We start from the raw sequence: 13,123 nt of genomic DNA, 5'->3' as shown, positions 1-13,123 counted from the left end.
CGGAGGCTGTTGAGCGATCCGGCGCGTGTTGGCGGTTGATTTTGCGGAGATTTTCGAGGTTTTCGGTGCGGCGACGCCGGCGCGGTCGGCAGGTCACTTGAGGCGTCGGGGTCGACTCACCGCCTGCCTTCGTCGCGTGAAGTCTGCACTTCAGTTCGCGATTGCAACCCGCCCGGTTCAACCGGGCTTTTCAATTGACCACCTTAGCTCGCCGCGTGCTCGACGATCAATTGCACGCGCGAGACGCCGTTCCAAGTATCGCTCGCAAGGCGATAGGCGACCGTGGTGCGCGCGGGCAGGGTGTCGGTGTGATTGAACCAGATCGCGTTGAAACGCTGACGCCCGCGCACCAGTTGCAGCTTCAGGTGCTTGTCCTTCACGAGCGCCTGCGAGGCGATGTCGAACTCGCCCGAAAACACCGGCGCCGGAAAGCCCTGGCCCCACACGGCGGCGTCCAGCATTTCGACGAATTGCGGCGTGAAGTACGCGTCTTCCAGTTCGCCATCGGTTTCCACGGTGCGTGAGAGCGCGTCTTCGGAGAGCCATTCCCGGCCGACCGCTTCGAACGCCGCGGTGAAGCGCGGCACGTCGGCGGCGGCGAGCGTGAGGCCCGCAGCCATCGCGTGGCCGCCGAATTTGACGATCAGGCCCGGCTCGCGCTTCGAAATCAGGTCGAGCGCGTCGCGCAGATGGAAGCCCGAGATGGAGCGGCCCGAACCTTTGACGGTCTGGCCGCTGTCGTCGGCGAGCGCGAAGGTGAATGAGGGCCGGTGGAATTTTTCCTTCAACCGCCCGGCGACGATGCCGATCACGCCCTGGTGCCAGCTCGGATTGAACAGCGTGATGGTGGTCGCACCATCGGGATTGATTGCCGAGAGGTCTTCGAGCGCCTGCTGCTGCATGCCGGCTTCGATCTCGCGGCGTTCGCGGTTCATCGTGTCCAGTTGTTGCGCCAGATCCCATGCGCGGCCGATGTCCTCGGTAGTCAGGCATTCGATCCCGAGCGACATGTCCGACAGCCGTCCCGCCGCGTTCAGGCGCGGCCCGAGCGCGAAGCCGAGGTCGAAGCCCGACGCATTGCGGGCGTCGCGCGCGGCGGTGCGAAACAAAGCCGCGATGCCTGGCTGCATCTTGCCTTTGCGGATGCGCTGCAAACCTTGCGCGACCAGCACGCGATTATTCCCGTCGAGCTTGACCACGTCCGCGACCGTGCCGAGCGCGACCAGATCGAGCAGGCCGTCGAGGCGCGGTTCGGGAAACGCGTCGTTGAAGGCGCCACGGCGGCGCAATTCCGCGCGCAATGCCAGCAGCACATAAAACATCACGCCGACGCCGGCGATGCACTTGCTCGGGAATGTACAGCCCGGCTGGTTCGGATTGACGATCGCGCGCGCGGCCGGCAGTTCGTCGCCGGGCAGATGGTGATCGGTAACCAGCACGTCGATGCCGAGCGCGTTGGCCGCCTCCACCCCGTCGACGCTGGCGATGCCGTTGTCCACCGTGATCAGCAGATCCGGTTTGCCCGACGCATTGCGCGCCGCCAGCGCGACGATCTCCGGCGTCAGACCGTAGCCGTACTCGAAGCGGTTCGGCACCAGATACTCGATCCGGCCGCCGAACATGCGCAGGCCGCGCACGGCGACCGCGCAGGCGGTGGCGCCGTCGCAGTCGTAGTCGGCGACCACCAGCATGCGGCGGTTCTGCTGGATCGCGTCGGCGAGCAAGGCGGCGGCGTCTTCGCAACCCTTGAGCGCGACCGGCGGCACGAGCCGCGCGAGGCCGGTTTCGATTTCGTCAGGCATGCACACGCCGCGCGATGCGTACAGGCGCGCGAGCACCGGATGCAGGCCGTGGCGCGTGAGGATTTCGGCGTCGACGGGAGAACAGGCGCGCGTAACGATTCGAGTCATTCGGAGAGGCCGCGTGTCATTCGTTGAATCATTCGTTGAATCATTCGTTGAGTCATGCAATCAGTTATTCGATGAAGAGCGAGGCGAGCACACGCCGCCGCCAGAATTTACGCAGGTCGCCGCGCGTGACCGAGAGCGTGACCGAGCCGGTGTCGCCGCACAAGGTCAGGCCGAGTTCGGCGAGATCGCCCGATTGCAGCGCGGCGAGCGCCGGTTCGAACCAGTCGGTCTGCATGGCGGCGAACGCGTCGTTCCAACGCGCCCAGTCCTGCTCGATGTACGGCGCGGAGAACGGATCGAGTTCGACCAGCGTGATGCTCGCGCCCGCGTGCGTGGTGCCGTTCGCACTGCCCGCGAGCGACGCCAGCGCGCCGAACGAGGCCGGCGGCGTGCCGGCCGCGACTCCGGCGGTCAGCGCAAGACCGCGCGTAGCGGCTGCATCGGAGAACACGCGTGCGAACGGACTGCGTACCGGCTGGACCGCGCCCTGCGCGTGAAACCAGATCGAGTTGACGGCCGGCAGGCCGCGCGCCTCGCGCGCTTCGTTGACCGGATGCTCGAACCACGCCATCTGCACTTCGTTCTGCAGCTTCATCCACGCGCGCGAACGTTCGCCGGAATGCGCCTCGTGTGGCAGCCAGATTTCGATGTTGCGCCCGCTCGCGCGCAACGGCGACGCGCCGGCGAGCGTGCCGAAGCCGTCGCCCGACAGATACCAGCGCGCGGGCCGCGGTGCTTCGATACGCACGCCGAGTTCCTCGATCAACGGCCGCGCGACGGCGAGCAGCGCGCCGGCTTCTTCGTCGGACAGGTCGAGCGAGGCCGGGTCGATCAGCACCAGATGATCGTGCGCGATGCGCACATGTACCGGCTGCACGCACGCCCATGTCGCGCTGCCGGGTTCGCCGCCGTCGGCGCGCAGCATGTAGGGCGCGAGCGGCGCTTCGTCGGCGGCCGCCGCGCCGCTCGGCAGCGCGCCGAACTGGCGCGCCACCCAGCGCTCGTGCGGCAGCGTGCGCTGAAAGTCTTCACCGACCACGCGCTCCACCAGCGTCGCGCGCGCGATCAGCCGGTCGAGGGCCGGACTGCGGATGTCGTGAAGGGCGGTGGAGGCGTCCGCTGCAGCGGGCAGCGCGAAGGGCAGGAGAAGATGGAGACGGTTGGCGAGCATGATGCTGCGCATTGTAGGGCAAAGAGTGCGAGTATTCCGACCATCAGCATTCGCTCGACGAAGCTCGGCGGCAGCGGACCTCCGGGTTCGCCGCCGGCCGGCCGCCGGAGCAGCAGCCGCGCGCGGCGGCACCGCGCACATGACGAGGAGACCGGCATGTCGCGTGAACTCAAAACCGAGCAGGAATTGCTAGCACTGGTCGTCAAGGCGCTCGACGCAAACCCGGCCACCGCCGGCTGGATCCCGACCGGCTTTCACGAAACGGTGGACGACGAAACAGGCTGCAACTGGGACATCAGTCATCTGCACCGCGACCGCAAGGACGCCGACGTGCGTGACGCCGCCAACAGTGCCGCCGCGGGCATCATCAACGAGCTGCGCGGGCGTTACAACCTGCGCTAGATGCAAGCGGCGCCGCGCGTGAGGCCCGGCACGGCAACGCCAGTCCGTTTCACGACGGCAGCCGCCCGGTCTGCCTGAGCGCTCGCGCAGCGGCGTTTCTGTCCAGAGCCCGGTCCACACTGCCTTTGCGCGAGCGGGCCGCATTGTATGGCAAACTTCGCGCGTGATTAGTAGTGGCAGCGATGTCGGCAACGGCAGAACCATGCCTCCCAGGCGCCGCGCACCGCGGTGGCGCGCGCATTGCTACGCAACGGCGCGCCGTACCGGAACCATCCGCGTCGCAACGACACCAATGATCACGACGCTCGGGCCGTACGAGAGGCGCATCACGCCTTCGTGCGCGGCACAAAGCCGAAAAACGCAGAAAAGGATTCGCTTGAAATTTCCCTACGAATGGCAGATTGGCTGGCGCTACACCCGCGCCGGCAAACGCACGACCGGTAACGGCTTTATCTCCTTCATCGCGCTCGTGTCGATGTCGGGCATCGCGCTCGGTGTCGCGGCGCTGATCGTCGTGTTGTCCGTGATGAACGGTTTTCAGAAAGAAGTGCGCGATCGCATGCTGTCGGTGCTCGCGCACGTCGAAATCTTTTCGCCGACCGGCTCGATGCCCAACTGGGAGCTGACCGCGAAGGAAGCCCGCCAGAACAAGGAAGTGATCGGCGCGGCGCCATATGTCGAAGCGCAGGCGTTACTCACGCGCCAGGACGTGGTGAGCGGGGTGGCGCTGCGCGGCGTGGAGCCGTCGCTGGAGCCGCAGGTATCCGACATCGGTAAGGAGATGAAAGGCGGCAGTCTGAACGCGCTGGTGCCGGGAGATTTCGGCATCGTGCTGGGCGCCGACCTCGCCACCAATCTCGGTGTGACGGTCAACGACAAGATCACGCTGGTCGCGCCGGAAGGCACCATCACACCCGCCGGCATGCTGCCCCGGCTGAAACAGTTCACCGTGGTGGGCATCTTCGAGTCGGGGCACTACGAATACGACAGCACGCTCGCGTTGATCAACATCAAGGACGCACAGGCGCTGTTCCGGCTGCCCGCGCCGACCGGCGTGCGGCTGCGCCTGACCGACATGCAGCGCGCGCCGGAAGTCGCGCATCAGCTTGCGCGCACGCTGTCCGGCGATTTATACATTCGCGACTGGACGCAGCAGAACAAGACGTGGTTCTCCGCGGTGCAGATCGAAAAACGCATGATGTTCATCATCCTCACGCTGATCATCGCGGTGGCGGCGTTCAATCTGGTGTCCTCGCTGGTCATGACCGTGACCAACAAGCAGGCCGACATCGCGATTCTGCGCACGCTCGGCGCGCAGCCCGGCTCGATCATGAAGATTTTCGTGGTGCAGGGCGTGACGATCGGCTTTATCGGCACGGCGACCGGCGTCGCGCTCGGCTGCCTGATCGCGTGGAGCATTCCGTGGCTCGTGCCCATGATCGAGCATCTGCTCGGCGTGCAGTTTCTGCCGCCGTCGGTGTATTTCATCAGCGAACTGCCGTCCGAACTGGTTCCGGCCGACGTCGCGCGAATCGGCGTGATCGCCTTCGTGATGTCCGCGCTGGCCACGTTGTACCCGAGCTGGCGTGGTGCCAAAGTCCGTCCCGCGGAGGCACTGCGCTATGAATGACCGTTCCGCTAACTTATCCATGGCTTCTTCCGACACCGTGCCGCATCCCTACGTGCTGGAAGCAACCGGCATTTCCAAGTCGTTCGTGCAGGGCGGTCTGAACGTGACGGTGCTCAACAACACCGAGCTGAGCGTGCGGCGCGGCGAGAAGCTGGCGATCGTCGGCGCGTCGGGGTCGGGCAAGAGCACGCTGCTGCACGTGCTCGGCGGCCTCGACGATCCGAGCGCCGGCCATGTGTCGGTGATGGGCAAGCCGTTCACGAAGCTCTCCGAGCGCGAACGCAACGACTTGCGCAATCGCGCGCTGGGTTTCGTGTATCAGTTCCACCATCTGCTGCCGGAATTCACCGCGCTCGATAACGTCGCGATGCCGCTGCGGATCCGCCGTATGACGACCGAAGCGTCGCGCCGCGAGGCGCTCGTGGTACTTGAGCGCGTCGGCATGGGGCATCGCGCGAAGCATCGGCCGGGCGAGCTGTCGGGCGGCGAACGCCAGCGCGTTGCGATTGCGCGCGCTCTGGTGACGAAACCCGCCTGCGTGCTGGCCGATGAACCGACTGGCAATCTCGACGGTGGCACCGCCGACACCGTCTTCAACCTGATGCTCGAACTGTCGCAAACGCTCGACACGAGCTTCGTGATCGTCACGCACGATCCCGAACTCGCGGGACGTTGCGACCGCATCATGCGGCTGCGCGACGGTGTGCTGCACGAAGAGCCGCCGGTGCCGGTTTAAATGGCCGGCCTTCGTTTGTTGATGTCGCGCCGTTAGCGAGGCATGTCATGTGGATCGATACGCACTGTCATCTCGACGCATCGGAATTCGACGCCGACCGCGCGGAAGTTGCGGCGGCGGCGCACCGCGCGGGTGTCGCGCGCATCGTGATTCCGGCGATCGGCCGGCAGAACTTCGCGGCGGTGCGTGAACTGGCACAGCGGGTCGACGGCGGCGCGTATGCGCTCGGTATCCATCCGTTGTTCACGCCGGGCGCGCAAGACAGCGATCTCGATCTGCTACGCATGGAAATCGAGGCGAGTCTCGACGATCCGCTGTTTGTCGGCATCGGCGAGATCGGACTCGATTATTTCGTCGACGGTCTCGACGACGCGCGTCAGCAATTCTTCTACAACGGCCAGCTGCAGCTCGCCCGTGAATTCGATCTGCCGGTGATCTGCCACGTGCGCAAATCGCAGGATCAGGTGATCAAGGGACTGCGGCGGCATCAGATTCATCGCGGCATCGCGCATGCGTTCAACGGCAGTTTTCAGCAGGCTCAGGCGTATATCGATCAGGGCATGCATCTCGGCTTCGGCGGCAACCTGACTTTCGAGCGCGCACGGCAGATTCGCCGTCTTGCCGAGCAGTTGCCGTTCGACGCGCTGGTCGTCGAAACCGATGCGCCGGACATCGCGCCGTCGTGGATCTACAAGCAGCGCAACACGCCGGAGCAGATTCCCGCAATCGGCGCGGGCCTCGCGCAGCTACGCGGCATGGCCGCCGACGAAGCGGCCCTAGGCACAACGGCTAACGCGCTCGCCGCGCTGCCTCGGCTGGCACTTTCCTCTGCATAATTAAGCCCGATGGTCTGAGTGGTTCGCGCCGGGCGATACCCTACGCCTGGCGGGCTCGCTCACGCCTGCGCGCCGGGTGTTCCGTCGTCCGGCGATTGCTGGCGGAGGGCGGATGCGGGCATGGTGGTGTGGATTTGCGTTGGGCGTGATCGCGCTGCAACGGCAGGCGGCGTTGCCGGATTGGACGGTGTTGTGCGGGTTGGTGTTGCTGGCTTGCGCAGCGGTTGTGGTGGCGGTGTGGGGTTTGGGCGAGGATAGCCGGCACCCGTGTGCGGCGACCCTCGCTTCGCTCCTGCAACGCATCCGCTTCGGCCGGCGCTTGCGCTCCTTCGCAGGCTGGAGCGCCGTGTGGTGCGCGGCAATGTGCGTGGGTTTCGGCTACGCAGCCATACGCGCGGACCTGCGCCTCGCGGTGAGCTTGCCGAACGCGTGGGAAGGTCGCGATATCGAGGTCGTCGGCAGTATCAAAGGCTTGCCGTCACGCGATGAAAACGGCGCGCGTTTTCTATTCGACATCGAGTCGGCCGAAGCGCCAATCAACGCTTTTCCGCGCGTGATCCAGCTCTCGTGGATCGCCGAAGATGCGCCGCCGCCTTTGCTCGAACCCGGTTCGCGCTGGCGGCTGACCGTGCGGCTCAAACGCCCGCACAGCAATGCCAATTTCGGCGTGCGCGATGCTGAGGCGACTCTGCTCGCGCGCAACGTGCGCGCCACCGGCTATGTGAGCGCACCGGCTCATGCGGTGCGATTGCCTGGCAGGGCACGCGGCGTCGGCGTCACGGTGGACGGCTGGCGCGCCGCGTTACGCGAGCGGATCGACGCGGTGCTGGCCGACGCGCCGCATCGCGGGATCGTCGTGGCGCTTGCCATCGGCGCGCAGGACGAAGTCAGCGCCGCGGACTGGGTGCTGATGCGCGGCACGGGCACGAGTCATCTGGTGGCGATTTCGGGGCTGCATATCGGCTTCGTCGCGGGCCTCGCGGGCTGGCTGGCGGGCGCGTGGTGGCGACGCTCCGGATGGATCGGCCGCAACTGGCCGTTGCGGCTGCCGGCCCAAGTCGTCGCGGTGACGGGCGGCGCGCTGTTCGCCGCGCTGCATGCCGCGTTGGCTGGCTTCAATGTGCCGGCGCAGCGCGCGCTGTGGATGGCGGGGGTCGTCGCGCTCGCTTTTATCAGCGGGCGCAATGTAGCGCGCTCGGCGGTGCTCGCGTGGGCCTTGGGGCTCGTGCTGATGATCGATCCGTGGGCGGTCGTGTCGGCGGGATTCTGGTTGTCGTTCTGCGCGGTGGCGGCGATTCTGTACGCCATGTCGGGGCGGCCGCATGTGCAGGATCACGAACAGCATCGCGATGAACCAGCCGAGGATGGCGCGGCGGCGGGCCGCTCGTCGAGACTGGGTTCTGTCTTGCGCCGCCGTTTGCGCGGTGCGGGCGCGCGACTGCGCAGTGCCGCGCAGGTGCAGTTCGCCGTGACGGTCGCGCTCGCGCCGTTGACCGTCTACTGGTTCGCGCAGATTCCGTTGATCGGGCCGCTCGCGAATGCCTTTGCGATTCCGTGGGTGAGCTTGCTGGTCACGCCCGCGGTGCTGGCGGGCGTCGCGTTGCCGGCGCCGCTCGACGCGTACGCCTGGCATGCCGCACACGCTTTGCTGGCGCTGCTGACCGTGGGCTTGCAAGCGCTCTCCGGCCCCGCCTGGACGCTCTGGCGTCTGCCGCAACCGGATGCATGGCCGCTGGCCGCGGCGGCAGTGGGCGTGCTCTGGTGTCTGGCGCCGCGCGGCTGGCCGCTGCGCTGGGCCGCGCCGCTGACGTGGCTGCCGCTGCTGATACCCGCGCCGTCCGGACCGCCGCATGGCAGTTTCCGTTTGACCGCCCTGGACGTCGGCCAAGGCACCTCGGTGCTGGTCGAAACGGCGCATCACACTTTGCTGTTCGATACCGGACCGGGTCCGGAATCGACTCACGCAGGCGAGCGGGTGGTCGTGCCGTTTTTGCAGGCGCATGGCGTGACGGCGCTCGATACGTTGATAGTGAGCCACGCCGACTCCGACCATTCGGGCGGCGCCCCCGCCGTGCTGGAGGCGATCGCGGTGCATCAAATGGTGGCGGCATTGACGCCGTCGAATGCGCTGTGGTCGAACGCGCGGCAACGCGGCGCCGGGACGCTGCCGTGCGCGGCGGGCCAGCGCTGGCAGTGGGACGGCGTGGAGTTCGCGATGCTCTGGCCGGACGCCGGTCCGCTGCAAGGCAGGCCGAATGCGCATTGCTGCGTGCTGCGGGTCAGCACGTTGCCGGTTGCGGCGAGCCCGCCGCCCGGACGTAACCACACAGAGCTGCCGCGCATGACGGCCTTGCTAACGGCGGACATCGAGGCGCCCGTCGAACGCGTTCTGCTCGCGCGCGATCGCGAGGCGCTGCGCGCGCAGGTGCTGGTCGTGCCGCATCACGGCAGCAAGACTTCGTCGACCGAGCCGTTCCTCGACTCTATCGACCCGCTCATCGCGCTATTTCAGGTAGGCTATCGCAACCGTTTTCATCATCCGAATGTGGGTGTGTTCGAGCGCTACAAGGCGCGACGGATCGAACTCGGGCGCAGCGATACAGACGGTGCGGTGCGGGTCGAGGTGAGCCCGGCTGGCGGGACGAATCAGGGCGCCGGCAGCAGCGCCACTGTCACGCTCGAGCGCTATCGCGACACGCAGCGCCGCTACTGGATGGATCGCTGACCGGTTATTGGGTGAGGCACCGGCCGCACGTAGAAGAAACGCGCGCCGTGCGTGCTCACCGCACGCAGGTGCGTGCCACGCCCCGCACGCAAGAACAGAACGGAGACAGCCGCAGTTGAAAAACATCATCCACTTCTCGCACGCGAACGGCTTTCCGGCATCGACCTACCGCACGATCTTCGCCGAGCTTGCCGACGACTACGAACTGCGCTTCATCGAACGGATCGGCCATGACACGCGCTTCCCGGTGACGCAGGACTGGCCGCATCTGGTCGAACAGTTGCTCGACGACATCCGCAAAACGTATGAGCAGCCGGTGTGGCTGGTCGGACACTCGCTCGGCGGCTATCTCTCACTGATGGCCGCGCTCAAGAAGCCGCAATGGGTGCGAGGCGTGGTGATGCTCGATTCGCCGGTGATCGCCGGCTGGCGCGGCAGCATGCTGCGCGTGTCGCAATGGACCGGCCTCGACGAGCGGCTCTCGCCCGCGGCCGCGACCCGCACGCGACGCACCCAGTGGGCGAGCCGCGACGAAGCGTGGCGCCATTTCCATTCGAAGCCCGCGTTCGCGCGCTGGGACGAGCGCATGCTGTCCGACTACATCGACTTCGGCATTCCGCAGACTTCGCCCGACGGCTCGCGCTCGCTGGCCTTCGACCGTCGTACCGAATATCAGATCTACAAGACCTTGCCGCACACGCTCGGCTCGCGGCTCGCCCGGGGCGCGCCGGTGCCGGTGGGCTTCATTGCTGGCACGCGTTCGAAGGAAATCCGCCAGGCCGGTCTCGACGCCACCCGCCGCGCGACCGGCGGCCATGTGGAATGGATCGAGGGCAGTCATCTTTACCCGATGGAAAAACCCGTCGAAACCGCGCGCGCGGTGCAAAGCATGTTGCATGAACTGGAGCAGCGCGGGTGACGCGAACGCACGCGCAGACGTTGGCGCGGACTTGAGCGCGGACGGCGACGGCGGCCGCATCAGCCATGCATCGCGACGCCGGCCATGGCGCGCCGCGCCGGCACGCGCCGCAAGAAACGGTGCGTGATCCCATCGCGGCAACGGCCGCCGCCGCGGCGCGCGCACGTGCGGATGCCGCCAGGATTTTGCTGGGGTTGGGGCCCTGCTTTACGGTATAATCCGTTTTTCCCGCGAGCATCCAGCGATGACCAAATATGTTTTCGTCACCGGCGGCGTAGTATCTTCCCTCGGCAAGGGTATTGCCGCCGCTTCCCTCGCCGCGATCCTCGAATCGCGCGGTCTTAAAGTCACCCTCCTCAAGCTCGATCCCTACATCAATGTCGACCCCGGCACGATGAGCCCGTTTCAACACGGCGAAGTGTTCGTGACGGAAGACGGAGCGGAGACCGACCTCGACCTCGGCCACTATGAGCGCTTCATCAGCACGAAGATGCGCAAGGCCAATAACTTCACCACAGGCCAGATTTACGAATCGGTGATCCGCAAGGAACGCCGCGGCGATTATCTCGGCAAGACGGTGCAGGTCATCCCGCACATCACGAATGAAATCCAGGCGTTCATCGAACGCGGCGCGGCTTCCGCGACGTGCGGTGAGCCGGACGTCGCCATCGTCGAAGTGGGCGGCACGGTAGGCGATATCGAATCGCTGCCGTTCCTCGAGGCCGCGCGTCAGATGAGCCTACGCATGGGCCGCAACAGCGCGTGTTTCGTGCACCTCACGCTGGTGCCCTGGGTCGCCACGGCCGGCGAACTGAAGACCAAGCCCACGCAGCACAGCGTGCAGAAGTTGCGCGAAATCGGCATCTCGCCGCACGTGCTGCTGTGCCGTGCCGACCGCCGCATTCCGGACGACGAGCGCGCCAAGATTTCCATGTTCTCGAACGTGCCGGAAGACGCCGTGATCTCCGTGTGGGACGCGGACAGCATCTACAAGATTCCGCAGATGCTGCACGATCAGGGTCTGGACGCGATCATCTGCGAAGAGCTCAAGCTCGCGCCGAAGGCCGCGGATCTGTCCATGTGGTCCGACCTCGTCGAGAAGCTCGAGCATCCGAAGCACGAAGTCACGATCGGCATGGTCGGCAAGTATGTCGATCTGACCGAGTCGTACAAGTCGCTGATCGAAGCGCTGCGTCATGCGTCGATGCATACGTCGACCAAGGTCAACATCGAATATATCGATTCGGAAGAGGTCGAGACGCAAGGCGTCGAAAGCCTCAAGCATCTGGACGCCGTGCTGGTGCCGGGCGGCTTCGGCCGTCGCGGTACGGAAGGCAAGATCGCCGCGATCCGCTACGCCCGCGAAGCGAAGGTGCCGTATCTCGGCATCTGCCTCGGCATGCAACTCGCCGTGATCGAATTCGCCCGCGACGTGGTCGGTCTGAAAGACGCGAACAGCACCGAATTCGATCAGGAAACGCCGAACCGCGTGGTCGCGCTGATCACCGAGTGGTACGACCGCGAAGGCCGCGTCGAGAAGCGCACGGAAGAGTCCGATCTGGGCGGCACCATGCGCCTCGGCTCGCAACGTTGCCCGATCAAGCCCGGCACCATGGCCGAAGAGATTTATGGCAAGGACGTGAACGAACGCCATCGCCACCGTTATGAAGTCAATAACCGCTTCGTGCCCCAACTCGAAGCCGGCGGCCTTATCATCAGCGCCCGTACTCCGAGCGAAGATCTGCCGGAAATGATGGAATTGCCGCGCAGCATGCACCCGTGGTTCGTCGGCGTGCAGTTCCACCCGGAATTCACGTCCACGCCGCGTGACGGGCATCCGCTGTTCAAGTCGTTCGTCGAAGCAGCGCTTGCTCATCACGAGGCGCAAGCGCCGGTCGCAGTCGGGGAGAAAGCATGAAACTGGGCGATTTCGAAATCGGGCTCGACAAGCCGTTTTTCCTGATCGCAGGCACCTGTGTCGTCGAATCCGAACAGATGACGATCGACACAGCCGGCCGGCTGAAGGAAATCTGCGCGAAGCTGAATATTCCGTTCATCTACAAATCGTCGTACGACAAGGCCAATCGCAGTAGCGGCAAGTCGTTCCGCGGTCTGGGCATGGACGAAGGCTTGCGGATTCTGTCGGAAGTGAAGCGTCAGCTCGGTCTGCCGGTGCTGACCGACGTTCACGCCGAGCACGAGATCGAGCAGGTCGCCTCGGTGGTCGACGTGTTGCAAACGCCGGCTTTCCTGTGCCGCCAAACGGACTTCATCCACGCTTGCGCGCGTTCGGGCAAACCGGTCAACATCAAGAAAGGCCAGTTTCTCGCACCAGGCGACATGAAGAACGTGATCGACAAGGCGCGCGACGCCGCGCGTGAAGCAGCTTTGTCGGAAGACCGCTTCATGGCGTGCGAGCGCGGCGTGTCGTTCGGTTATAACAACCTCGTGTCGGACATGCGTTCGCTCGCGATCATGCGCGAAACCAATGCGCCGGTCGTGTTCGACGCCACCCACTCGGTGCAGTTGCCGGGCGGGCAGGGCACGAGTTCGGGCGGTCAGCGCGAGTTCGTGCCGGTGCTGGCGCGTGCCGCGGTGGCGGTCGGCGTGTCGGGGCTCTTCATGGAGACGCACCCGAATCCGGCTGAAGCCAAGTCGGACGGTCCGAACGCCGTGCCGCTGCATCGCATGGCCGATCTGCTCGAGACGCTGGTTACGCTCGATCAGGCCGTCAAGCGCACACCGTTCCTCGAAAGCGATTTCAACTGATTCAGGCGTTCACCGCGTGTCACGA

The 13,123-nt window shown here is 65.7% G+C and carries 10 protein-coding genes; 8 read left to right on the top strand and 2 right to left on the bottom strand.

Features of this window, described 5'->3' with window-relative positions; genetic code table 11:
• Positions 1-203: 203 nt before the first annotated feature.
• Together recJ and B0G80_RS08575 are read right to left on the bottom strand one after the other, a co-directional pair.
• Complete coding sequence (recJ, locus tag B0G80_RS08580) at positions 204-1,910, bottom strand: single-stranded-DNA-specific exonuclease RecJ (protein WP_116117708.1); 1,707 nt, start codon at positions 1,908-1,910, stop codon at positions 204-206.
• Positions 1,911-1,974: 64 nt separating this feature from the next.
• Positions 1,975-3,093: a regulator gene (locus B0G80_RS08575; protein ID WP_116117707.1), complete on the bottom strand. Its 1,119-nt coding sequence runs from the start codon at positions 3,091-3,093 to the stop codon at positions 1,975-1,977.
• A 144-nt stretch (positions 3,094-3,237) separates the two neighbouring features.
• Here B0G80_RS08575 and B0G80_RS08570 point away from each other — a divergent pair, with 144 nt between their 5' ends.
• From B0G80_RS08570 to kdsA, 8 genes are all read left to right on the top strand, one after another.
• On the top strand, positions 3,238-3,483 hold the full coding sequence (locus B0G80_RS08570; protein WP_106279454.1) for a hypothetical protein: 246 nt from the start codon (positions 3,238-3,240) through the stop codon (positions 3,481-3,483).
• 376 nt (positions 3,484-3,859) lie between these two features.
• Positions 3,860-5,113, top strand: coding sequence for a lipoprotein-releasing ABC transporter permease subunit (locus B0G80_RS08565; RefSeq protein WP_106279456.1), 1,254 nt, complete (start codon positions 3,860-3,862; stop codon positions 5,111-5,113).
• Positions 5,106-5,849: a lipoprotein-releasing ABC transporter ATP-binding protein LolD gene (gene lolD / locus B0G80_RS08560; protein WP_116117706.1), complete on the top strand. Its 744-nt coding sequence runs from the start codon at positions 5,106-5,108 to the stop codon at positions 5,847-5,849. Before B0G80_RS08565 ends, lolD begins: the two co-directional genes overlap by 8 nt.
• A gap of 47 nt (positions 5,850-5,896) precedes the next feature.
• The gene (locus B0G80_RS08555) at positions 5,897-6,685 is read left to right on the top strand and encodes a TatD family hydrolase (protein WP_116117705.1); all 789 of its coding nucleotides are present in this window, start codon (positions 5,897-5,899) and stop codon (positions 6,683-6,685) included.
• A 112-nt stretch (positions 6,686-6,797) separates the two neighbouring features.
• A complete protein-coding gene (locus B0G80_RS08550; protein WP_116117704.1) occupies positions 6,798-9,410 on the top strand; it encodes a DNA internalization-related competence protein ComEC/Rec2 in 2,613 nt (870 codons plus the stop codon).
• 115 nt (positions 9,411-9,525) lie between these two features.
• On the top strand, positions 9,526-10,329 hold the full coding sequence (locus B0G80_RS08545; RefSeq protein ID WP_116117703.1) for an alpha/beta fold hydrolase: 804 nt from the start codon (positions 9,526-9,528) through the stop codon (positions 10,327-10,329).
• 244 nt (positions 10,330-10,573) lie between these two features.
• A complete protein-coding gene (locus B0G80_RS08540; RefSeq protein WP_106279465.1) occupies positions 10,574-12,247 on the top strand; it encodes a CTP synthase in 1,674 nt (557 codons plus the stop codon).
• Positions 12,244-13,098 (top strand): 3-deoxy-8-phosphooctulonate synthase, encoded by an 855-nt coding sequence (gene kdsA / locus B0G80_RS08535; protein WP_116117702.1) that lies wholly within the window; start codon positions 12,244-12,246, stop codon positions 13,096-13,098. Before B0G80_RS08540 ends, kdsA begins: the two co-directional genes overlap by 4 nt.
• Positions 13,099-13,123 lie beyond the last annotated feature (25 nt).

The organism is Paraburkholderia sp. BL6669N2, assembly GCF_003387275.1.
GTDB lineage: Bacteria > Pseudomonadota > Gammaproteobacteria > Burkholderiales > Burkholderiaceae > Paraburkholderia.
This window is presented reverse-complemented; position numbering and strand designations above follow the sequence as displayed.